The sequence below is a fragment of the Marinactinospora rubrisoli genome, assembly GCF_042664915.1.
Lineage (GTDB): Bacteria > Actinomycetota > Actinomycetes > Streptosporangiales > Streptosporangiaceae > Marinitenerispora > Marinitenerispora rubrisoli.
Genome location: NZ_JBHTBH010000001.1, coordinates 338362 through 360251, shown reverse-complemented (window position 1 = coordinate 360251; position 21890 = coordinate 338362). Strand labels below are relative to the sequence as shown.

Genomic DNA, 21890 nt, shown 5'->3' with positions numbered 1-21890 from the left:
ACCGATGACGGCCGCGGCCCGTGTTCCCCAGTCTATGGAGGGCGCCGCCCTAGGAGCGCCGGAGTTCCCAGCGGGGACCGTGCGGAGTGTCCTCCACCACGATCCCGGCCGCGCCGAGCCGGTCGCGGATGAGATCGGCGGCCGCGTAGTCCTTGCGCGCCCGCGCGGCCTGGCGCTGTTCCAGAGCCACCGACACCAACGCGTCGACGACGTCGCGCAGGCCGGCGGCGTCGTCCGTGCCGGCCCACTGCTCGGACAGCGGGTCGAGGCCGAGGACGGAGAGCATGGCGCGCAACTGCCCGGCGAGGTCGGCGGCGCGTTCCTTGCGCCCCTCGGCCAGCGCGGAGTTGCCCTCGCGCACGTGGCCGTGCACGACCGCGAGCGCCGAGGAGACCCCGAGGTCGTCGTCGAGCGCGGCGGCGAACTCCGCCGGCACCTCGGCCGCGGGCGCCACCTCGCCGACCACCTCGCCGGCGCGGACCAGGAAACCCTCGATGCGCTGGTAGGCGGCGGCCGCCTCCAGGAGCGCGTCGTCGGAGTAGTCGATGACCGACCGGTAGTGCGCCTGCCCGAGGTAGTAGCGCAGTTCGACCGGCCGTACCTTGCGCACCATCTCGGGGATGAGCAGCGAGTTGCCGAGCGACTTGCTCATCTTCTCGCCGCCCATGGTGAGCAGCCCGTTGTGCAGCCAGTAGCGGGCGAACCCGTCACCGGCCGCCCGGGACTGCGCGGTCTCGTTCTCGTGGTGCGGGAACACCAGGTCCAGGCCGCCGCCGTGAATGTCGAACGTGGCCCCCAGGTACTTGGTGGCCATGGCCGAGCACTCCAGGTGCCATCCGGGACGGCCCGCGCCCCACGGAGTGGGCCAGCTCGGCTCTCCCGGGCGGGCGCCCTTCCAGAGGGCGAAGTCCCGCGGGTCGCGCTTGCCGCGCTCGTCGTCGGTGTCGGCGGCGCCGCGCATCTGGTCCAGGCGCTGGTTGGACAGCTCCCCGTACTCGGGGAACGAGCGGACATCGAAGTAGACGTCGCCGGAACCATCGGCGGCGGCGTAGGCGTGGCCACGGTCGATCAGCCGGGCCATCAGCTCCACCATCTCGGGCACGTGGCCGGTGGCCCTGGGTTCGACGGTGGGCGGCAGGCAGCCGAGCGTGTCGTAGGCCCAGGTGAAGGCGCGCTGGTTGCGCTCGCTGACCTCCCACCAGGGCACGCCCTCGGCCCGCGCGACGTTGATGATCTTGTCGTCGATGTCGGTGACGTTGCGGCAGAGGGTGACCCGGAACCCCTTGTAGGTGAGCCAGCGCCGCAGGATGTCGAAGTTCACCCCCGAGCGGATGTGCCCTATGTGCGGCGGCGCCTGAACCGTGGCACCACACAGGTACAGCGAGACGCGCCCCTCGTGCAGGGGCGTGAAGTCGCGGACCGTGCGGGCTCGGGTGTCGTAGAAGCGCAGACTCACAGTGCCAGGGTAGCCGTTATGACTCCCGCCACGGGGTGAAAACCCGATAGCGGCGGCACCGCACCGGCCGGGTCCGTACGGCCGGGTGACGGACCACGGCTGACCTGGCCGGACCCGGTCCCGGGCGGAAGGCGTGGACCGCGGTGGGATATCCGGGTTTTCGGCACATCCTCGTGTTCGCACGGTTCGCTCGGCTACCCTGCTGCGCACGATGGCCCCTCACACCTCCCCGACACGACCCGGTGCGCGCCCCGCCCCCCGGAAGCCGCGGACCGGCTCCCGGGCGGTCGCCATCGCGCTGACCGGCCTCGGCGTGCTGGTGATCGCGGCGTGCGCGATCCTGCTCTCCTACAACGGCATCTACCAGACCGCGCTGCAGGGGAACGTCGACCCGCGCGCCGCCCACCTGTACCCCGGCGTCTTCACGCTGCTGCTGCTCCTGGCGTTCTGGACCACCTACCTGCTGCGCGACGCGCCGCGCCGGCGGCGGATCTGGGTGGACGTCCTGATCCTCGGCCTCATCCTGCTCTCCGCGGGGGCGAGCACTCTGCACGCCCTGGGCTACCGGCTCGTCGAGACGGCGGCCGTGGTCGTGGTGGCGCTGGCGCCGTGGGCGGCGCTGCTCGTGGCCTTCCGCATCTGGCTGTGGGTCATCGTGCACCTGCGCGGTGAGCGCGCGCCCCGGCCCCGGTCGCGTGGCCGGGAGAAGGCCGAGCCCGCGAACGGCGCCCCGCCCGGCGACGGCGAGGACGACGGCGCGACCGGCGTCTCCGACCGGTCCGCGGCCCCGGTCGAGTCCGGCCGGACCGCCGCCGTACCGGCCAAGGACGACGAGCAGGAGGAGCCTGCTCCGGCCGCCTCCCGGGAGCCGTCCCCGGAGCCGGACCGCCCGGCCCCCGGGCCGCCGGCTCCGCGCCCGGACGACGACGGCCCCTCGCGGGTGACCGGCCCGCTGTTCCGGCCGGCCGCGTCCGGGCCAGAGCCCCCGGCCGCCCACGCCGCGATCGCGCCCGGGTCCACGTCGGCCGGCGAACCGGCCGAGCCCGCGACGACGGGCCCCGAGAACTCGGACCGCGCTCCGGAACTTCCGCGGCGCGTCCCCACCGGGCCGGCCAACCCGATCAAGCGGGCCGCGATGGCGGGGCCGGAGGACGCGTCCGTGGCGCCTGGCTCCACCACCGGCGCGGCCACCGGGAACGACGCGCCCGCCGGTCCCGAGGAGGACGCCGCGGAGACCGTCCCGGCCGAGACCGGCCCCGCCGACGTGCCCACGGAGCCGCAGCGCCCCTTCGTCCTGCCCCGCAAGCGCCCCATGGTCCGCAAGCCACGCCACAACCGGGCGGACCCGGCCTCCGGGAAGACCGTGCCGCCGGAACCGCCGTCCTGGCGGGTCCGCAGCGAGCCGCTGCCCCCGCAGGACGACTGACCGGCCTGAACGGCGATCGGCGCCCACCCTCCGGAGGGTGGGCGCCGATCGCCGTTCTTCCGTTCTTTCGCCGCTACACCGGAGCCACCGGCACGCACAGCGCCGTGGCGACCGCGGCGATGCCCTCTCCCCGACCGGTGAGCCCCAGCCCGTCGGTGGTCGTGGCCGACACCGTCACCGGCGCCCCCACGGCCTCGGAGAGCACCTTCTCCGCCTCGGCCCGCCGGGGGGCGAACTTGGGCCGGTTACTGATGATCTGCACGGCGACGTTGCCGATCTCGAAGCCCGCCGATCGCACCCGGGCCGCCGTCTCGGCGAGCAGCGCCGCCCCGGACGCCCCGTGCCAGGCGGGATCGGACGTGCCGAACTGGGCCCCCAGATCACCCAGCCCGCAGGCCGACAGCAGGGCGTCGCACGCGGCATGCGCCGCGACGTCGCCGTCAGAGTGTCCGCTGACGCCCTCCTCCCCCGGCCATTCCAGCCCGGCGAGGAATAGCGGACGCCCGGAAGCGAATGGGTGGACGTCCGTTCCGACGCCCACCCGCGGCATATCACGCATCGAATGAATTTGTTCTTAGTTGGTGAGAACTTCGTCGAGAAGAGCCTCGGCCTTGTCCTCATTGGTCTTTTCGGCGAGAGCGAGTTCGCTCACCAGAATCTGCCGGGCTTTCGCGAGCATTCGCTTTTCACCGGCGGAAAGCCCGCGTTCCTTGTCGCGCCGCCACAGGTCGCGCACGACCTCCGCCACCTTGTTGACGTCGCCCGAGGCGAGCTTCTCCAGGTTGGCCTTGTAGCGCCGTGACCAGTTCGTGGGCTCCTCGGTGTGCGGCGCGCGCAGCACCTCGAAGACCCGGTCCAGACCCTCCTGGCCGACCACGTCCCGGACGCCGACGTCCTGGGCGTTGTCTGCGGGCACACGTACCGTCAGATCGCCCTTGTCGACCTTCAGAACCAGGTAGGTCTTATCCACACCTTTAATGGTGCGAGTCTCGATAGCCTCAATACGAGCAGCCCCATGATGGGGGTAGACAACGGTGTCGCCGACCTTGAAAGTCATGTGACAAGTACCCCTTCCGCTAACGACAAGGGTACCACGAATCTGTGACTTAACGTACCTATTCGGTTTACGAACGCGCAGGTCAACACCGCATTTCGGGTCTTGACAAAGCACAGTCGAGGTGCTTGTCACCCGGCGCGCAATCCGTTCCCTCCGGCGGTTTCAGGACCTTGTCCACTGTACCCGGCCGCCAACACGGAGAGTGACGACGGGGTGGGGGTGGACACGCGAACGGGGCCGAGACGTCCGTCTCAGCCCCGCCACGTCGCGGTTTCCGGCGCGTTCCCGCGCTCACCGGAAGTCTTTACCGTGATCTTCGCCACACCCCACGGCGGTCGGTCCACGCCGGCCGCCGATCATCCGGAGGCGCCACCGGCCGGGCCGGCGGCCGCCCGGCTACGCCTCGGGCTCGTAGTCCTTCGGCTTGGTGCCGGTGACCATGTAGACGATGTTGTCCCCCAGGTGAACGGCATGGTCGCCGAACCGCTCGTAGAACCGGCCGGCCAGGGTGACGTCCATCGTGGCCTCCACCCCGTGCTCCCACCCCGGTGCGAGGATGCGGCTCAGCAGCCTGCGGCGGAGCCGGTCCATCCGGTCGTCGTCCTTGTCGAGCTCAAGCGCGGTGTCGGCGTCGCGCTGGGCGATGACCTCCCCCGCCTTGATGACGAGCAGCTCGGCCTGGTGCCCCATCTCCAGGACGGTGGACCGCAGCTCCGTCGGGATCGCGGAGTCGGGGTGCCGGCGCCGGGCGATCTTCGCGATGTGGACGGCGTGGTCGCCCATGCGCTCCAGGTCGCCGGCCATGTGCAGCGCGGTGATGATGGTCCGGAGGTCCTTGGCCACCGGCTGCTGGCGGGCCATGAGATCGAACGTGCTCTGCTCGATCTCCTCGTTCATCCGGTTGAGTTCCTCGTCCCCGGAGATCACCTCCTGGGCGGCGCCGAGATCGGCGTCCAGGAGGGCGGTCGTGGCGCGCGCGATCGCGTGGCGAGCCAGTCTCGTCATCTCGATGAGGCGTTCGCTGAGGGCGTCGAGGTCCTCGTGGTAGGTGTCGCGCATGGTGGTCATCGTCCCAGGTGATAACTGAAGCATTTCGTACGCAATGGTGAATTCTCCGCGAACCCCGGTTCTAACACATGGTCAGCCGGGTAACGGGCGTCTCGGCCCGCTTACGATCGGACTGTGCAAGGGGAGTTGCTCGCCGCCCTCGCCGGGCTCGTCGGACTCGTGACGGGTGTCGCGGCCGGTCTGGCGTTCAGGATCAGCGAGGCGGGCCGTGGTCGTACCCCCACGCCTGCCCCGCAATCCGACCTGCCCGCGGGAATCGCCGAGGTTCTGGCCGCGCTGCCCTCCTCCGCCGTGGTGCTCGACCCCGCCGACCGCGTACTGCGGGCCAGCTCCGCCGCCCGCGCGTTCGGGATCGTGCGGGGCGACGAGCTGGTCATCTACGACCTGCTGGCACTCGCCCGCCAGGTCCGGCGGGACGGCATCATCCGCGAAACGGAGATCGAGGTCGCCGTCCGCAAGTTCGGCCCCGACTCCACGTCGTTCGCGGTGCGGGTCGCGCCGCTCGGCGGTACCGGCCTGGTCCTGGTCCTCGCCGAGGACCAGACCGAACGTCGGCGGGTCGAGGCGGTGCGACGCGACTTCGTCGCCAACATCAGCCACGAGCTGAAGACCCCGGTGGGCGCGCTGTCGCTGCTCGCCGAGACGGTCGCCGACGCCAGCGACGACCCCGAGGCCGTGCGCCGCTTCACCGGACGCATGCAGCAGGAGGCCGCCCGGCTCACCAGCGTCATCCAGGACCTCATCACGCTGTCCCGCATCCAGGGCGCCGAACCGCTCGCCGAGCCCGACGAGGTCGACCTGGGCTCGGTCGTCGACGAGGCGCTCGACGCGGTGCAGATGGCCGCGGACGCCAAGGAGATCGAACTCGTCTCCGACGGGGCGGCCGGCACGGTCGTGCTGGGCGACGAGGGCATGCTGGTCACCGCGATGCGCAACCTGGTCGCCAACGCCGTGTCCTACAGCCCCGAGCGCACGCGGGTCTCGGTCACCGTCGAGGCGACGGAACGGACCGTTGACATCAGCATCGCGGATCAGGGTATCGGGATACCCCAGCAGGACCTGGAGCGCATCTTCGAGAGGTTCTACCGCGTCGACGCCGCGCGCAGCCGAGCCACCGGCGGCACGGGGCTCGGCCTGGCGATCGTCAAGCACATCATGACCCACCACCGTGGCGAAGTGACGGTGTGGAGCAAGGAAGGTTCGGGCTCGACGTTCACACTGCGTCTGCCCCGACCGGAGCGGCCGGAGCGGAAGCGTTCCGCTGACATCACCCATCGGGAGGCACCACAGTGACGCGTGTACTCGTCGTGGAGGACGAGGAGTCCTACAGCGACGCCCTGTCCTACCTGCTGCGCAAGGAAGGCTTCGAGGTCGCGGTCGCGCCCACCGGCACGGTGGCATTGGAGACGTTCGACCGAACCGGCGCGGACCTGGTCCTGCTGGACCTGATGCTCCCGGGCCTGTCCGGAACCGAGGTCTGCCGCACCCTGCGCCAGAAGTCCAACGTCCCCGTGATCATGCTGACCGCCAAGGACAGCGAGATCGACAAGGTCGTCGGCCTGGAACTCGGCGCCGACGACTACGTCACCAAGCCCTTCTCCTCCCGCGAACTCGTGGCCCGCATCCGCGCCGTCCTCCGCCGCCGCGGCGAGGACGAGGCCCTCCTCCCCACCACCTTGGAAGCCGGCCCGGTCCGCATGGACGTCGAACGCCACGTGGTCACCGTCCGCGGCGACAACGTGCAGCTCCCGCTGAAGGAGTTCGAACTCCTGGAGGTCCTCCTCCGCAACGCCGGCCGGGTCCTGACCCGGATGCAACTCATCGACCGCGTGTGGGGCGCCGACTACGTGGGCGACACCAAGACCCTGGACGTCCACGTCAAACGCCTCCGCGCCAAGATCGAGGAGGACCCGGGCAACCCGCGCTACATCGTGACGGTGCGGGGGCTGGGGTACAAGTTCGAGCCGGCGGGGTGACAGGGACGGTCCGCCGGTGCAGAGCCGGGCCGGCGATCATGCCTGCACGCCCCGCCGCCGCATGCCTTCGGTACGTGCACGGGAACGCCGCGCGGCTCACAATGTGAGCCGCCGGGCGGCGCGGTCGGCGATGGCCGCCTCCTCGGCCTGCTGCTCGGTGGCGATCCTGCTGGCGTCGCCGGTGCGATACCACGGCTTGAGCCGGAGCAGCGCCGGCCGGGTCGAGGTGGCGAAGAGCAGCGCCGTGCCCTTGCGGATCTCGCGGACGTCGGAGACGTCCAGGATCAGCTCACGGCGGCGGGAGCGGCTGACGCTCCGGCCCCCTCCGCCATCGGAGACCGACGCCTCAGTGACGTAGTGCGAACCGACCAGCCGGGAGATCCGGTCGGCGAACGCGGAATCGTCCAACCCTGATCCCAGCAATTTGATGGTGGCGGCGGACCACAGCGCGTCCATTCCGGTCTTGCCCCAGACGCGTACGCCCTGCTCGTAGGACTGCATCACCGTCACCGGCAGGATGCCGCGCGACCCCAGGTGGGAGTAGAGGTCCGGCAGGTCCTCGATCTTGCAGACGTTGCACGCCTCGTCCAGGATCGCCTCCATCGGCGGGTCCAGCCGACCGCCCGGGCTGGCTTCGGCGACGGCAACGCCGGCTCGCAGGCATGCGTCGGTGACGGCCGCGATGACTCCCGCCGCTCCGCCACCACCGTCCTTGGACAAAAGGTAGAGGGTGTCGGAGGAGCGCACGAACTCGGCCGGCCGGAACTCCAGCGCGTCCGGGTCCGGAGTCACCCAGGCGAGGACCTCCGGATCAAGCAGGCAGGACACCGGCCGCGGCCTGGACCGGATCAACCCCCTGGACTCTGGGCCGCTCGGCCGACGGCTGCACACGCTGCCGCCCGGCGAGCAGGAGCGGCATTGGAGAACCTGTGCGACGGGCCGCTGGCCGGGCTCTTCGACGGGCCGACCACCACACCTCTCGACCTGGACGCCCCCGCGGTCGCAGTGGACCTTCGCTCGCTGCTGTCGGCGGAGGACTCGGTGGTGGCGGCCGGTCTGCTGGCCACCTGGGCCTACTCCTACGCCGCCGTGGACACCGCGCGCGCGTTCGGGCATGCATCTCGGCCGTTGATCCTGCCGCTCGACGAGCTGTGGCGGGCGTTGCGCGCCGGCCCCGGCATGGTCGACGCTTTGGACGCCATCACCCGTCTCAACCGCAGCAAGGGGGAGGTGTCCATGATGGTGACGCACTCGCTGCGTGACTTGGAAGCGCTCCCTACCGAGGAGGACCGGGCCAAGGCGGCCGGGCTCATGGAACGCTGCGACACCCTCATCCTGGCGGCGATGCCGCACTCCGAGCTGCAACTCGTTTCCCGCCAGCGCCCGCTGACCGACGGCGAGCGCGGACTGGTAGCGGCCTGGTCCTCACCGGCGACCGCCGGCGCCGATGGTACGTCCATCCACCCTGGCCGCGGCAAGTACCTCGTGAAGCTCGGACAACGAGTAGGCGTGCCGGTGCAGTTGCAGCTCACCCCGATCGAGCTGGAGCTGTATGACACCGACGCCGCTATCCGCTCCCACGCTCGGCCGGTGGGCGGATGAACCCGCACCGGTACGGCGGCGGAGACCGCCTATCGGGCCACGGGCATCGACATCACGCGTACGACTGTCGCACAGTGGGGGCGGAATCGATTCCGGTACACATGGCTGACCAGTAGCGCCGGTCGACGCTCGCCCGAAATTCTGACTCCTGAGAAATCAATTAGCTCGCCTGGGCGTTCGCAGCTCTGAATTGCGGCAGCCACGTCAAGCGCGTAACCAATCCGCGCCCACGGCCCTAAGAAGGGAACATTCGGCATGCTCTGGCCCGCGCTCGTGGCGCACTCCCATGGAGAATTGACACCCGACCAGACTCGGTTGCTGCTGACCACGCTCCAACTCGAAGACACGCCCCGCGCTGAGGGACCAGGCGCGGCTGGCAGCATCGCGCACCGCTCGTTCGCCGGTGACTCGGGCACCCGTCTCGTCGTGGACGTCGCCCGTATCGGCGATGACATCTGGGCGCTCGGGCTGTTCTTTGACGGGGAACCGCCGTCAAAGAACATTGTTGAGCATCACCGGAGGATGTTCCGCGACGTTATTGACCGGCTCGAACTGACTCTCATCCAAGTCGAACCCGCTGCGACCGGCGACGAGGTCTCCGTCATGCCCCCGCAGCCCGACGATGCCGAATCGCCAATGGACGCGTACTGGCCGTATCCAGACCTTGTCGACCTGGACGACTTGTGGCTACACCTTCGCCTGCGCAAGGACGCCCCGCGAAAGGTGAAGGCGGTCAAGCTGCGTGAGGTGATGAGCTATCCCTCTTGGGCCCAAGCTCACCCCTCCCTCCAGCGCCAAGCCGAGGAATTTCTCACCCGGACCTGACCCGTCCGTCGCGGCCTGGTCGCGCCGCTCTCCGATGCGAGGATCAGACCAGCGCGGTGATCACCGATCCCCTGTCCCCCAGACCGGTTGGTTCTACCGGCGGTTCGGCACGGAAATGGTGGAGGCGATTCGGCACGACGGTGTGGAACCGTCCGAGGTGGACGTCAGACTCAAGGGGACCGGCTCCAAGTTCTTCGGTGGACTCCACAAGAGGCTGCCGCGCGAAGAGGAGCTGACGGGGAATCCGGAGGCGGCACGGCGCCTACGCGAGTGGTTCGGCGACAGACAGGAACGACCACTGCGGCGTCCGTACGACGCGATGTGGCGCCTCGGTCTGGAGCGGGAGCCGAGCGACGTGGACCTGGACATCAACAGCACCGCCCTTGTCCGGTCCGCACGCGCGCACTGGAAGGAGCACCACTCCGACCGCTACTCGGGCGACTTCATGGGGGGACACGGGTATCTCGACAAGCAGACGGTGATGAGCGCTTTTCCAGGCTTGGCCGAGTGGGCGAAGGACTGGGAGCGGGACTTGGGACGGCCGCTGTCCCTGGGCGTCTTCGAATCGAGCGGACCGTTCGACGCGACCCTCATCGGCCGGCAACTCTCTTCCCATTTCCAGGACTCCGACTGGATCATTCACCGCCCTGGTGCCGACCGCGAGGCACTCCAGAAGCACAACGCACGGATCAGCCGGGCCGACGACCTGCAGGAATACGCTGCCGCCACGGCCCACCTGCGGGCTGCCAGTCGGTCCACCGATGCGCGGGAGACGAAGGCACGGACGAGCAGTCCGATCCGGCGCCCCGGCTTCCTCGCTGCCAGCGGCACCACGCCCCCCGGCAAGGAGGTGGCCCCGAAGGACGCCCACGCGGACGCTGAGTCACCCGGCCATCTCCGCAGTCATCAGTCTGATAACACTCACCGGCCGGGGTCGAGCAGCCACTCCTGACCACACGGCGGATCGAGACCGTGAGCGGCCCGGGTCGGTCGCCGACCCTTGACATTTACTCTCTGGATAACAGGCTTTCATGGAAATCTGCCCGATCTGCCGTGCCCGCGACCAGGTGCAGAAGGTATCCGCAATCGTCGCGCATGGCAGCCACACCACACAAACGCACGGCCGGACCTCGGGCTGGGCCTTCACCGGCCGCTATTTCATACCGATGAGGGCGCGGCATTCCTTCAGCGGGTTTTCGCGGAACCACTTGGCATCAGCGTTGTCCTTCCCGGACCATGTGCCGATCCCCTGGCTCTACGCGGTGCTCGGGTTCTTCGTCCTGAACTTCGGCGATGCCGGCGGATTCCTGGGCGCCATCGCCGGTCTCTTCTGTGGAGCCATGCTCGGATCCTGGCTCCTCGGACGGCGTGGCCGCGGCGGATGCATCGCCATGGGAACGGGCGTTCTACTGACCCTCTGGATGGCGGTATTCGTCCGAGGGGTGGACCTGTCCGACATGGCGGACTGGCTGAGCGGTGTCGCGTTCGTGGTCGGCTGGGCCACGCTGGTGGTCACCGTCGCGCAGCGGATCTGGCTCCTCATCCGGCGCCCAGCCCGGGCCCGGGCCTGGCACGCCTGGAACCGCCTCTACTACTGCTTCCGGGACGACACCGTGTACGACCCGGCGACCGGACGGTACGGTCCGCCCGGCGCCACCCGGTCTCTGGCATGGAAGTGAGCCGCCGGAGCCGGCATCTCTCCGACTGTCCGGTCCGGTACCGGCCATGGTGTCGCGATCTCGCCTCTGAAGGTCGAACATCGTGCTGTTCCGCGCACGCCGTTCCCCGCTGAGGAGGCCCACCATGCCGGCCACGATGAGCACCCGCGTCGCGCTCCTGGTCATCTACACCGAACGGATGGTGGAATGCGTGGCGTTCTACCGCGGGCTGGGACTTGAGTTCGTGGTGGAGCAGCATCGGCACGGCCCGCTGCACCACGCGGCGGTGCTTTCCGACGGTACGGTCTTCGAGATCTATCCGGCCACCGAGCGACGGCCGAGCAGCGCGCTCAGGCTCGGGTTCGCCGTTGATGGCGTGGCCGTTCAGCCGCCGCTGAAACCCGGTCGGCACGTGTTGACCGATCCGGATGGCCGAGCGGTCGAGGTCCACGCGGCCTGATGACGGCCTGACGGACCCTGGCTTTTCGTCCTCGACGCGCATCCCCAGCCCGCCGGATCACTCGACGGCAACACGGCCGGGTCCGGGGCTCGGCGAGCCCCGGACCCGGCCGTGTTCGGGAATCGTGCGGCGAACGAACGCCCGCTACTTCTTCCCCTGGTTCTTCACGGCCTCGATGGCCTCCTTCGCCGCCTCCGGGTCGAGGTACTCGCCGCCGGTCTTGCGGGGGGTGAAGTCGTCGTTGAGGTCGTACACCAGCGGGATGCCGGTCGGGATGTTGAGGCCCGCGATGGTCTCGTCGTCGATGCCGTCCAGGTGCTTGACCAGGGCGCGCAGGGAGTTGCCGTGGGCGGCGACCAGGACCGTCCGGCCGGCGGCCAGGTCCGGGACGATGGCGTCGTACCAGTAGGGCAGCAGGCGGTCGACGACGTCGGCCAGGCACTCGGTGCGGGGGAGGAGTTCGGGGGGCAGGCCGGCGTAGCGGCGGTCGTCGGCCTGGGAGTACTCGTCGTCGTCGGGCAGCGGGGGCGGCGGGGTGTCGTAGGAGCGGCGCCAGACCATGAACTGCTCGTCGCCGAACTCGGCGCGGGTCTGGGCCTTGTTCTTGCCCTGGAGGGCGCCGTAGTGGCGTTCGTTGAGGCGCCAGGAGCGTTCGACCGGCAGCCAGTGCAGGTCGGCGGTCTCCAGCGCGATGTTCGCGGTGCGGATCGCGCGCTTCAGGACGGAGGTGTGGACGATGTCGGGCCGCAGGTCGGCGCCGAGCAGGAGTTCACCGCCGCGGCGTGCCTCCTGTTCGCCCTTCTCGGAGAGGTCGACGTCCACCCAGCCGGTGAACAGTCCTTCGGCGTTCCAGACGCTTTCGCCGTGTCGCAGCAGAACCAGAGTCCCCATGGGGCCCAGCCTAGCGACTCATGACCGGGCGGTCGGCGGCGGTCCCCGCGACTGGTCTACGCCAATCGCGGGGCGGTGCGGGCTCAGTCCGCGTCGCCCGCCGGGTGGCCGATCAGGTGGCGGAACGCTTCCAGGTTGCGGACGCTCTCGCCGCGCTCGGTCCGCCACTCCCACTCGCGGCGGATGGCCGAGGCGAATCCGCGCTCCAGCGCGCCGTTGAAGTTGTCGTCGGAGTAGCTGAGGACGCAGCCGAGCAGCCGGTCCACCTCGTCGGGGGTGACGCCCGCCAGGGCGGTGCGGCCGGTCAGGTAGACGTCGCCGACGTCGTCGGTGGTGAAGGCGACGCCGTACATGTCGGTGTTCTTGCGCAGCAGCCACTGGTAGAACCCGGCGTGGTTCTCGTCCGGGCGGCGGCAGAAGAAGGTCTTCACCAGCAGGCTGTGCGGGCCGACGTGCAGCAGGACGAGGGTGCGCAGCTTGCGCCGGCCCGGCAGGGTGACGAGGAACGCCTCGGGGTGCGGCTGCTCGTGTTCGAGGTCCGCCTCGCGCAGTGCGGTCCGGATCGCGGCGATCGCGTTCGCCTGCTGCTCCGAGGTGGCGGGCATGGTGGCGGTCTCCCAGGGTCGGCGCGGCCGGGGCGGAGTGGGGGCCTTGGCGGGTGGCGGGGTCACTGGCTCGCGGCGATGGGCAGCCGCGGCCCGGACAGGGTCCCATGGTAGACGTCCAGCAACCCGTCGACGGTGGCCGACCAGCTGAGGCCGGCCGCGTGCCGCACCCCCGCGGCGCCCAGGGCCTCCCGCCAGGACCGGTGCCGGATCATCCGGTGCAGGACCCGCGCGTAGTCCTCGGGGTCGTGGCCGTCGATCAGCACGCCGGAGGTTCCGTCGGCGACCGCGGTGGGCAGCCCGCCGACCCGCGCGGCGACGACGGGCGTGCCGCACGCCTGCGACTCCACCGCGACCAGGCCGAACGACTCCGAGTGCGAGGGCACGACCGTCGCCGCGGCGGCCCGGTAGTAGTACGCCAGCTCGGCGCGCGACCGGGGCGGCTCCATTCGGACCAGGTCGGCGATCCCCAGGGAGCGGGCGAGGTCGGCCAGCCGGCGCGGCTCGGCCACGTCGCCGCCGGACAGCCCGCCCACCACCGCGACGGCGAGCCGGCCGCGCAGCTCCGGATCGCGGCGGAGCAGCGCGGCGGTCGCGCGGAGCAGCACGTCGGGCGCCTTCAGCCGCTGTACCCGTCCCACGAAGAGCAGCAGTTCGGTGTCGGCGGCCAGGCCGATCCGGCGCAGCGCCGCCGCCCGGGACCCCGGGGTGAAGACGTCCAGGTCGACTCCGGGCGGCACGGTGCTGACCCGGCCGGGGTCGGCGTCGTAGTGGCGGACGAGCTGGCGGGCCTCCTCCGCGGTGTTGGCGACGAGGTGATCGGCGGCGCGCACCAGCTGGTCCTCGCCGCGCACCCGGGCTTCGGGTTCGGGGACGTCGCCCTGCGCCAGCGCCGCGTTCTTCACTCGGGCGAGCGTGTGCATGGATTGCACGAGCGGCACGCCCCACCGCTGTGCCGCGGCCATGCCGGCCCGCCCGGAGAGCCAGTAGTGGCCGTGCACGAGGTCGTAGTGGCCGGGCTCGTGGCGGGCCTCGGTCTGCAGGACGCCGAAGACGAACGGGCAGAGGTGGCGGGCCAGGGCGTTCTTGTCCAGAGCGCCGAACGGCCCCGCCGCGATGTGCCGCACGGTCACGCCGGGCGCCATCTCCACCTCGGGCGGCTGGTCGACCCGGGTGGCCCGGGTGAAGACGTCGACGGCGACACCGCGCTCGGCCAGCCGCTTCGCGACCTCGACGATGTAGACGTTCATGCCGCCGGCGTCGCCGCTGCCCGGCTGTTCGAGCGGGGAGGTGTGCAGGCTGATGGTCGCGACACGACGGGGAACGGGCCGCCTCGCCCGCCCGGCCACCGCGCCCCGCGGCCCCGGAGCGTTTCGCACCACGGCTGTCGTCCCCTTCCCGGTGTCCACGTGCCGCCGCCCCTTCGGTGAACAGTCCCGGGGAGCGTGCTGTTCCCATCATGGACAGGGGTCCACGGACGGGCGGGAACCGGGGTGGGAGTTGGGTTCCGGGCGCGGGTACGGGGTGCGGGCGGGCGCGCCGCGGAGCGCGCCCGCCGACCGGTCGGATCAGCGCTGGTCGACGCCCGCCACCGGCTGCCGCCACCCGGCCACCAGGAAGTCGACGGCCTCCGGGAAGGTGGGCGTCCACACGTCGTAGGTGTGGCCGCCGGGCGGGAAGTGGGTCTGGACGGCCATGTCGCGCTCGGCGAGCAGGGCGGCGAACCGCTTGGCCTCACCGTGGATGCTGCCCACCTGCAGCGGGGTGTGGTCCTCGGTGCCCTCGATCAGCAGGAACCGGATGTCGCGGACGGCGGGGTCGTCGAGCAGCCGGTCGGGCGCGTGGGAATCCGGATCGTCGCCGAACGTGCCGCTGGGATCGTCCACCCGGAAGTAACCGGCCCAGCTGATCGCCTGCCGGTACAGGTCGGGGTGGCGCAGCGACAGCGCCGCCGCCCCGTAGCCGCCCATGGAGAACCCGCCGATCGCCCGCAGGTGCCGGGGGCGGGGATGGTCGCCTTCGACGGCGCGCACGGCCTTCTCGATGACGAACGTCTCGATCCGGAAGTCGCCGTCGGCGGCGTCGCCCCACTCGGTGTCGCTGCCGCCGACCTCCTGGCCGTAGGGTGCGGCGACCACGAACTCCACGCCGGTTCGGCACATCTCGCGGTCGAGCAGCGGGCCGGCACCGGCCGAGGTGATCGACTCGTGGGTGCCGGTCGAGCCGTGCAGCAGATACAGGACCGGCAGGTCGGCGCTGTCCGGCCCGGGCGGCCGCCGCACCCAGATGGGCCGCCCGCCCTCGGGAGCGCCGGGGTCGGGGACGCGGATGATCTCCTCCCGGCCGGGCCGGCGGCACACGGCCACCTCGCCCGGGCGGGGCAGGACGCCCGGCCGCTCGGCGCCGAGCATGGCGGACGCGGCACCGACCGGCCGGCCGTCCTGCCCCGGGTCGGCCGTCCCGGTCTCACCGTCCTCGGTCCGCAGCGCGGCGAGCGCCGCCGCGACCGCCACGGTGAGTGAGGCGAGCGCGGCCGCGGTGGTCCGGCGGGTAAACGACGTGAACACCCCAGGTCCTCCAGGATCAGGGCCGCTCCCCGGGCCGGGGCTCGGCGACGGCACGGGCGAACGCCGCGTACACCGCCTCACTGAACAGGACAAAACAGATGTCACTTACTGTAGTCGCCACACCTCGGACAGTACGGACAGCGACACGCGCGGCGTCGTCCACCGGCCAGCGGTAGATCCCGGTCGACACCGCCGGGAACGCGACAGAGCGCGCGCCCAGCTCATCGGCCACCCGCAGCGACTCCCGGTAGCAGGACGCGAGCAGGTCCCGCCGGTCCTGCGCGGCGCTGTACACCGGCCCCACGGTGTGGATCACCCAGCGCGCCGGAAGCCGGCCGGCGGTGGTGGCCACGGCCTGGCCGGTGGGCAGCCCCCGCCCGTACCGCGCGGCGCGCAGCGCCCGGCACTCGGCGAGGATCTCCGGGCCTCCGCGGCGGTGGATCGCGCCGTCCACCCCGCCACCGCCGAGCAGCGAGGAGTTCGCCGCGTTCACGATCGCGTCGACGTGCTGCTCGGTGATGTCCCCCAGCACGAGCCGAATCCCCATGACGTCACTCCCGTCTCCACCGCCGCGCCGGCACCGGCCGCGCACCGCGGTCCGTGGAACGGGCGACGACCGCCCGGGGAGGTCACGGGCGCAGCGCGGGGCCGGACGGCCGGGCCCGGCGAGTCCGCGCGACATCGGGCGGGGGTGCGACGCCGTGTAGTACTACCGCAAGTAGACTAGCCGGTATGAATCGGCTCGGGGATCTGGAACGCGCGGTGATGGATGTACTGTGGGAACGAGTCGAGCCGTTAACGGTTCGTGAGGTGGGAAAGGCGCTCGCCGAGCGCGATCTCGCGCACACGACCGTCATGACGGTTCTCGACCGGCTAGCCAAGAAGGGGGTCGTGGTCCGCACCCGTGAGGGCCGCGCGTGGCGTTACCGCCCGGCCGCCAGCCGGGAGAAGTACGTCTCCGAGCTGATGTTCGACGCGCTGGGCCAGACGGGCGACCGCGACGCCGCGCTGGCCGCCTTCGTCCGTTCGATGAGCGGAATGGAGGCTGAAGCGCTTCGCCGCGCACTCGCGGAAATCGACCAGCCAAGGACGTAGCCGTATGGTCAGTGCCGCACTGCTCGCCACGATCTCCGTGTGCTGTCTTTTCGCGGCGGCACGGCTGCGTCGCGCCTACTGGCCCATCCGGGGACCGCACGTCGCCGTCATCGCCTGGCAGGCGCTCGGCCTGGCGTGGGGCATCTCCACCATCGGCGCGCTGCTGGCGTTCGGCCTCGCCCCCTACGGCGAGGGCGTGTTCGGCGGCCTGCTCTCACTGGTCGATGACGCGCTGGCGCACGGCTTCTACCTCTCGGCGCTGGGCGACGCCCCGCTCGGCGCGACCCGCGTGGCCGCCATCGTCGGCGCGGTCATGCTCTTCTCCCTGCTGCTGTGGGGTCTGGCGACCTCCTTCCTCCACGTGCTGCGGACCCGCCGGCGGCACCGCGAGCTGCTCCGCTTGGTCGCCCGCGACGACCCGGACGTGCCCGGGGCGCGGGTGCTCGACCACCCCGCCGCAGCCGCGTACTGCCTCCCGGGTGTGCTGCGCTCACAGATCGTCATCAGCGCGGGGGCGCTGCAGGTGCTGGACCGGCACGAGCTCTCGGCGGTCCTCGCCCACGAGCACGCCCACCTGCGCCAGCGGCACGACCTCGTGCTGCTCCCCTTCTCCTCCCTGAAGCGGGCGTTCCCCCGCCTGGGAGTCATCGAGACCAGCTACCGGGCGGTGGCACTGCTCATCGAGATGTGCGCCGACGACCAGGCCAGCCGCGCACGCTCGGCGCGCGAGTTGGCCATGGCGCTGCTGCGGTTCGGCACCGCCGGGTCCGCCCCGGTGCCGGCGGGCGCCCTCGCCGCGGCCGCCGCCGACGTCGACCAGCCCGACGTGGTGACCCGGGTGTCCCGTCTGCTCAACCCGGTGGCGGAGCTGTCCCGGCCCTTCACCGCCACGATCCTGGTGTCGGCGGTCATGCTGATGACCACCACACTGGCTTTGTGGCACCTGCCGATATAAAAGCGGCGAGCCGCCGAGTGCCCGTAGCCGTCGACGCCCCCCGCCGAAGGCTCCCGCATCGACGGCGAAGGAAAGCGAGGGGGCGAGCGCGACCAGAAGCACAGAGCGGCGAGCCGCCGAGTGCCCGTAGCCGTCGACGCCCCCCGCCGAAGGCCCCCGCATCGACGGCGAAGGAAAACGAGAAGGAAAACGAGACGGCGAGCGCGACCAGAAGCACAGAGCGGCGAGCCGCCGAGTGCCCGTAGCCGTCGACGCCCCCCGCCGAAGGCCACCCGCGTCCACGGCGAAGGAAAACGAGACGGCGAGCGCGACCAGAGAACCCCTTTCCGCACGCCGTGCGGATGTGGGACCGGGCGCGACAGGTGTGACGGCGCCGTGCGGCGGGCACGATTCGCGGCGGTGCCGCGTTCTTGTCCACAGGGGCGGTACGCAGTTCGCCGCCCGGTCGTCTAGGTAAAAGGTTCGGTGCGTGTCGTGGTCGCCCTGTCGTTCTTCTCCCTGCTGTGGAAAGCCATCTACCTGGCGATCTTCGTGACGACGCTGTACGCCCTCGTGGAAGCCGCGCGCACCCCCGCGCAGGCGTTCCCGGCCATGGACAAGCAGACCAAGGGCCTGTGGGTGGGCATCCTCGGCGTCGGCGCGGTGCTCTCGCTGGGCGCGGTCTTCGGGTACTTCGCGTTCTTCACCATCCTGTCGCTCATCGCCGCGCTGATCTTCCTGCTGGACGTGCGCCCGGCCGTGCGCGGCATCGGGCGGCCCGGCGACGGCCCGTACGGCCCCTGGTAGTCCGCCGGCCGGTCAGGTCCGGGCGTCGCGTTCCATGCCATCCGCGTCCGGATCCGCCTGCGGCGGCACGCCGCCGGCCGCCTCGGCGGTGCGCTCCCGGGCGGCCGCCTCCTCCAGCGCCGCGGTGAGCTGCGCCGTGGCCGCCGCGACGGCCGCGGCGTAGGCCGGGTCGGCGGTGTAACTGCTGTGCCCCATGATCTCGGGGTAGAGCGCCTCGCCCTCCTGGTGGTCGTAGTACCGGGGGTCGGGCAGTGGCTCGGCGCGGGCCACCGTCCCGCTGGGCAGGTGCACAGGGCCGCCGATGGCGTCGGTGGCCCGCCACAGGTTGCACCAGCCGGTCACCCGCCGCCGCAGCTCGCTGAGCGCGGCGGTCCCGAAGTAGGCGGGAAAGTACCGTGCGTACAGCCGGTACAGCGGTGAACCGTGGGTGAGCAGCACCACGCGTTCGCGGCATCGGTTCGGCAGCTGCCACACGGTCGCCGCCGCCAGCACCGAGCCCTGGGAGTGCCCGGACAGCACCACGCCATGGCCGTGCCCGGTGAGCGCCCCGACCCGCGCGGCCAGTTGCGGCACCGCGCGCTCGGCGTAGCAGGGCGGAGCCAGCGGGTGCGCCGCCCGCGGCCAGAACGTGCCGACGTCCCACAGCACCCCGACCGCCTTGCGGGTCGGCTGGTTGCGATAGGCGTTGCGGCCCAGCCAGACGAGCACCACCAGCAGGGTGCCGCCGAGCCAGGAGCCGACCGTCACCATCACCGAGACGGCGTTCTGCATCCAGGTGGTGGGTGCCCCGGTCATCACCGTCAGGCTGATCCCGACGCCGGAGGCGCCGACGTCCGCGGCGGCCACGCCGTCGGTCATCAGCGAGTACAGCACCAGGGCCACCAGCGCCAGCGCCGGGAGCAGCAGCAGCGTGAGGAAGGCCGGCAGGTACTCGGTCATGGAGCCGAGCGCGCGGGCCTTGGCGATCTCCCGGGTCCGGCGCGCGTCAGGGGCGGCGTCGTACTCCGCGGCGACCTGGGGAACCGCGGCCCGGCTGCGGTGCTGCGCCGCCACCCAGAGCGCGCCGGCGCCGACGAGGGCGATGGCGGCCTCCAGGGTGAACGCCAGCTGCAGCCAGGCGTAGGCGCTCGGCGGGTCCAGGTTGAGACAGCCGGCGCGCTCCGCGCCCGGGTAGTAGCACCCGCCCAGCAGGCCCGCGACCTGGTAGACGATGGCGGCCGAGAACACCCCGCCCAGCAGCACGCCGATGGCCGCCGTGGCCGGGCCCGCCATGCCGCCCATCGCGGTGCCGGCGTGGGCGTGGCCGCCGCGGTACTGCACCACGGCCACCGCCACCAGCAGCAGGGCCAGCCCGCACTGGACGGCGAACAGCGCGTTGAGCCCGACCGCGTACCCGGGCAGCGACCCGGTGGGGATCCAGCCGGGCCGCGGCCACAGCGCGTAGCCGAGGGTGAGGACGAACAGCAGCAGCGCGGCATCGCGCAGCACACGGCAGACGTGCGCGGTGCGCACGTTCCGGTGCGGGTTCTCGTCGGGGACCAGCGCGCCGACGACACCGAGCACCACCACGAGCGCGAGCAGTCCGGCGAGCACGGCGCCGGGAAGCGGGGCGCCGGTGTCACGGTCGCGCAGCAGCGGGGGGAGCAGCAGCAGCGCGGTGACCACCGAGACGGCGATGGCCACGTGGACCGAGCGCAGCCGCCCCATGACGACGCCGTTGCGCCAGAAGGCCGGATCGCTGAGCGGCGCGGTCGCCCCGCGCCGGGCGTCGGACTTGGCGGTGACGACGTACTCGATGCCGGTGCGCCGGGACAGCCGCCACAGGATGGCCACCACGGCGAGCGGCAGCAGCGCGCCGATGGCGATGGCGCGGCCCGGTGTGGACAGCGGCGCGTCCGGAGCGGACAGGAAACCCAGCCAGGGCCGGAGTTCGGCGCAGGCGGCGCCGTAGCCCGCGCACTGCCAGCCGATCAGGTCCATGCCGATTCCGGCCGCCGCCATGGTCAGCAGCGCGGTGAGGCTCAGCGCGAGCAGCCGGACCAGCATGCCGTAGGAGTGGTCGGCGATCCGCTGCCCGCGCGTGACCGGCTCGGTCGGGCGTCGCGGCCGCATCCAGAAGGCGACGTTCACCAGCATGAACGGGAGCAGGAGCAGCCACAGGGCCCGGGACGACTGGCCCGATGTCAGGTTTCCCCACGCGAAGACCTCGCGCGGTACGCCCGGCACGGTCTCGGTGTGCCGCTGGGTGCGCCAGCGGAAGAACCCGGCGAGATCATCGCCCGAGACGCGGGCGCACGTCTCGACGTCGAGCAGTTCGTCCGCCGCCCCACCGTTCACCCCGTGGATCCGCAACTCGACAAGGCGCTCGTCCGGCATGTGGGGGGATCTCCCCGCCACCGCCGGACGGAACACCCAGGGTGACGCATCGGTACGGAACCGTAACCCCGGTTTGGAACCGCGGCGAAAGCCCGGCGATCGGCCGCGCGGGTCACTGCACGAGCTCGGCGTCGGCGCCCCACGTGTTGCACGCCCCCGGGTCCTGCCGCTCCATGCCGTGCTCGATCCACAGCACGCTGTTGGCCGCCGAGCCGTGGGTGCGCTCGGCGTCGGTGCTGTCCTCGCGGTCGGCGGTGGCGGCCGCGTCCTCCCGCACGGTCCGGCGGTCGGACTCGGTGACGGGGTAGCTGACGGCGACCGCGCCGAGGAACGCCCCGGCCAGGCAGTTGGCCTGGAGCTCGCTCCGGCGGGTCCAGGCGTTCTGCGCGGGGACGTCCGGCTCGCGGCGGCGCTGGTCGTGGTAGTAGTCCAGCAGGCCGGACTCCCCCTGAACGTGGTGCGCGTACTCATGGGCGAGCAGCGAGGCGTAGACGACGCTGTCCTCGGCGCCGTTCCACTTGTCGACCACGTCACTGGTGCCGATGTAGATGCTCTTGCTGGCCCGGCAGTAGAAGGCGCCGGCCGTCGACGGGTAGTCGCGGCAGGGGCTACTGCCCGGTTCGGACCAGAACACCCGGTTGGGCGGGTCGAAGGGGATCCCGGCCCGGTCGAACTGGGTCTGCCACGCCTCGTCCAGGCAGTCGGCGACGGTGCTGAGGAAGCGCTCCATGGACGCCGGGTCGCTCGCCGTCAGCTCGGGCGCCGGGCACGGCAGCGGCGCGAGCCGCCCGGTCTCGTAGAGGGGGTTGGCGAGCAGCGCGTGCTCGCCTGAGGGACGGACCGGCGCCTCGTCGGCGTCGGCGCCGGACGCGGTCGGGTCCGGCGCGCTGGTGGAGTGCGCGGCGACCCCGGAGACCCCGGACTCCTCCTCGTCGGCCGCACGAACGCTCCAGACCAGGACGGCCAGCGCGAGCGCGGCCGCCCCGATCGCCCAGTAGAGCGCGCCGGGGCCGCGGCGCGCGCGGCGGGACGCGGGGCGCAGTCCGCCCCGCCGCTCGCATTCGCCGTAGCCCGATCCCACCGCTCC

General features: G+C 71.7%; 23 protein-coding genes. 11 read left to right on the top strand and 12 right to left on the bottom strand.

From position 1 onward, the window contains the following. Nucleotides 1–49: 49 nt before the first annotated feature. Nucleotides 50–1456 carry a cysteine--tRNA ligase gene (gene cysS, locus ACFQRF_RS01695; RefSeq protein WP_379868204.1) on the bottom strand — a complete coding sequence of 469 codons (1407 nt, stop codon included), beginning with the start codon at nt 1454–1456 and terminating at the stop codon, nt 50–52. Between the two features lie 211 nt (nt 1457–1667). Here cysS and ACFQRF_RS01690 point away from each other — a divergent pair, with 211 nt between their 5' ends. Next, complete coding sequence (locus ACFQRF_RS01690) at nt 1668–2882, top strand: DUF2637 domain-containing protein (RefSeq protein WP_379868203.1); 1215 nt, start codon at nt 1668–1670, stop codon at nt 2880–2882. Between the two features lie 73 nt (nt 2883–2955). Here ACFQRF_RS01690 and ispF read toward each other — a convergent pair whose 3' ends face one another. The 3 genes from ispF to phoU form a co-directional block, all read right to left on the bottom strand. Continuing rightward, the gene (gene ispF, locus ACFQRF_RS01685; protein WP_379868997.1) at nt 2956–3432 is read right to left on the bottom strand and encodes a 2-C-methyl-D-erythritol 2,4-cyclodiphosphate synthase; all 477 of its coding nucleotides are present in this window, start codon (nt 3430–3432) and stop codon (nt 2956–2958) included. Between the two features lie 24 nt (nt 3433–3456). Further along, nucleotides 3457–3939, bottom strand: coding sequence for a CarD family transcriptional regulator (locus ACFQRF_RS01680; RefSeq protein ID WP_114396914.1), 483 nt, complete (start codon nt 3937–3939; stop codon nt 3457–3459). Between the two features lie 396 nt (nt 3940–4335). Next, a complete protein-coding gene (phoU, locus tag ACFQRF_RS01675) occupies nt 4336–4998 on the bottom strand; it encodes a phosphate signaling complex protein PhoU (protein ID WP_379868996.1) in 663 nt (220 codons plus the stop codon). A 123-nt stretch (nt 4999–5121) separates the two neighbouring features. On the opposite strand from phoU, the gene ACFQRF_RS01670 reads away from it, so the two are divergent. Further along, on the top strand, nt 5122–6300 hold the full coding sequence (locus ACFQRF_RS01670; protein ID WP_379868202.1) for a sensor histidine kinase: 1179 nt from the start codon (nt 5122–5124) through the stop codon (nt 6298–6300). Continuing rightward, complete coding sequence (locus tag ACFQRF_RS01665) at nt 6297–6983, top strand: winged helix-turn-helix domain-containing protein (protein WP_379868200.1); 687 nt, start codon at nt 6297–6299, stop codon at nt 6981–6983. Before ACFQRF_RS01670 ends, ACFQRF_RS01665 begins: the two co-directional genes overlap by 4 nt. Nucleotides 6984–7079: 96 nt before the next feature. Here the strand turns inward: ACFQRF_RS01665 and ACFQRF_RS01660 are convergent, their stop codons facing one another. Beyond that, entirely contained in the window at nt 7080–7811 is a 732-nt protein-coding gene (locus ACFQRF_RS01660) for a type IV secretory system conjugative DNA transfer family protein (protein WP_379868199.1), read from the bottom strand. A 90-nt stretch (nt 7812–7901) separates the two neighbouring features. Here ACFQRF_RS01660 and ACFQRF_RS01655 point away from each other — a divergent pair, with 90 nt between their 5' ends. The 5 genes from ACFQRF_RS01655 (at nt 7902) to ACFQRF_RS01635 (ending at nt 11528) form a co-directional block, all read left to right on the top strand. Beyond that, a complete protein-coding gene (locus ACFQRF_RS01655) occupies nt 7902–8585 on the top strand; it encodes a hypothetical protein (RefSeq protein WP_379868198.1) in 684 nt (227 codons plus the stop codon). 255 nt (nt 8586–8840) lie between these two features. After that, a complete protein-coding gene (locus ACFQRF_RS01650) occupies nt 8841–9410 on the top strand; it encodes a hypothetical protein (protein WP_379868196.1) in 570 nt (189 codons plus the stop codon). A gap of 115 nt (nt 9411–9525) precedes the next feature. Beyond that, a complete protein-coding gene (locus ACFQRF_RS01645; RefSeq protein WP_379868195.1) occupies nt 9526–10362 on the top strand; it encodes a hypothetical protein in 837 nt (278 codons plus the stop codon). A gap of 79 nt (nt 10363–10441) precedes the next feature. Next, a complete protein-coding gene (locus ACFQRF_RS01640) occupies nt 10442–11089 on the top strand; it encodes a hypothetical protein (protein WP_379868194.1) in 648 nt (215 codons plus the stop codon). 124 nt (nt 11090–11213) lie between these two features. Further along, nucleotides 11214–11528, top strand: coding sequence for a VOC family protein (locus ACFQRF_RS01635; RefSeq protein WP_379868193.1), 315 nt, complete (start codon nt 11214–11216; stop codon nt 11526–11528). 144 nt (nt 11529–11672) lie between these two features. Here ACFQRF_RS01635 and ACFQRF_RS01630 read toward each other — a convergent pair whose 3' ends face one another. The 5 genes from ACFQRF_RS01630 to ACFQRF_RS01610 all read right to left on the bottom strand — a co-directional run bounded on the left by ACFQRF_RS01630 (nt 11673) and on the right by ACFQRF_RS01610 (nt 16138). Continuing rightward, nucleotides 11673–12419 (bottom strand): phosphoglyceromutase, encoded by a 747-nt coding sequence (locus tag ACFQRF_RS01630; protein WP_379868192.1) that lies wholly within the window; start codon nt 12417–12419, stop codon nt 11673–11675. Nucleotides 12420–12502: 83 nt separating this feature from the next. Then, entirely contained in the window at nt 12503–13024 is a 522-nt protein-coding gene (locus ACFQRF_RS01625; RefSeq protein WP_379868191.1) for a type III secretion system chaperone family protein, read from the bottom strand. A 62-nt stretch (nt 13025–13086) separates the two neighbouring features. Next, nucleotides 13087–14406: a D-inositol-3-phosphate glycosyltransferase gene (gene mshA, locus ACFQRF_RS01620; protein WP_379868190.1), complete on the bottom strand. Its 1320-nt coding sequence runs from the start codon at nt 14404–14406 to the stop codon at nt 13087–13089. Between the two features lie 186 nt (nt 14407–14592). Then, complete coding sequence (locus tag ACFQRF_RS01615; RefSeq protein ID WP_379868189.1) at nt 14593–15591, bottom strand: alpha/beta hydrolase; 999 nt, start codon at nt 15589–15591, stop codon at nt 14593–14595. 16 nt (nt 15592–15607) lie between these two features. Then, a complete protein-coding gene (locus ACFQRF_RS01610) occupies nt 15608–16138 on the bottom strand; it encodes an O-acetyl-ADP-ribose deacetylase (RefSeq protein ID WP_379868188.1) in 531 nt (176 codons plus the stop codon). 185 nt (nt 16139–16323) lie between these two features. Between ACFQRF_RS01610 and ACFQRF_RS01605 the strand changes: the two genes are divergently transcribed. From ACFQRF_RS01605 to ACFQRF_RS01595, 3 genes are all read left to right on the top strand, one after another. Then, on the top strand, nt 16324–16686 hold the full coding sequence (locus tag ACFQRF_RS01605; RefSeq protein WP_379868187.1) for a BlaI/MecI/CopY family transcriptional regulator: 363 nt from the start codon (nt 16324–16326) through the stop codon (nt 16684–16686). A 4-nt stretch (nt 16687–16690) separates the two neighbouring features. Further along, nucleotides 16691–17641 (top strand): M56 family metallopeptidase, encoded by a 951-nt coding sequence (locus ACFQRF_RS01600; protein ID WP_379868186.1) that lies wholly within the window; start codon nt 16691–16693, stop codon nt 17639–17641. A 474-nt stretch (nt 17642–18115) separates the two neighbouring features. After that, nucleotides 18116–18427 carry a DUF2516 family protein gene (locus ACFQRF_RS01595; RefSeq protein WP_379868994.1) on the top strand — a complete coding sequence of 104 codons (312 nt, stop codon included), beginning with the start codon at nt 18116–18118 and terminating at the stop codon, nt 18425–18427. A 12-nt stretch (nt 18428–18439) separates the two neighbouring features. Here ACFQRF_RS01595 and ACFQRF_RS01590 read toward each other — a convergent pair whose 3' ends face one another. Together ACFQRF_RS01590 and ACFQRF_RS01585 are read right to left on the bottom strand one after the other, a co-directional pair. Beyond that, nucleotides 18440–20803 carry a hypothetical protein gene (locus ACFQRF_RS01590; RefSeq protein ID WP_379868185.1) on the bottom strand — a complete coding sequence of 788 codons (2364 nt, stop codon included), beginning with the start codon at nt 20801–20803 and terminating at the stop codon, nt 18440–18442. Between the two features lie 112 nt (nt 20804–20915). After that, nucleotides 20916–21884 (bottom strand): neutral zinc metallopeptidase, encoded by a 969-nt coding sequence (locus ACFQRF_RS01585; RefSeq protein ID WP_379868184.1) that lies wholly within the window; start codon nt 21882–21884, stop codon nt 20916–20918. Nucleotides 21885–21890: the final 6 nt, after the last annotated feature.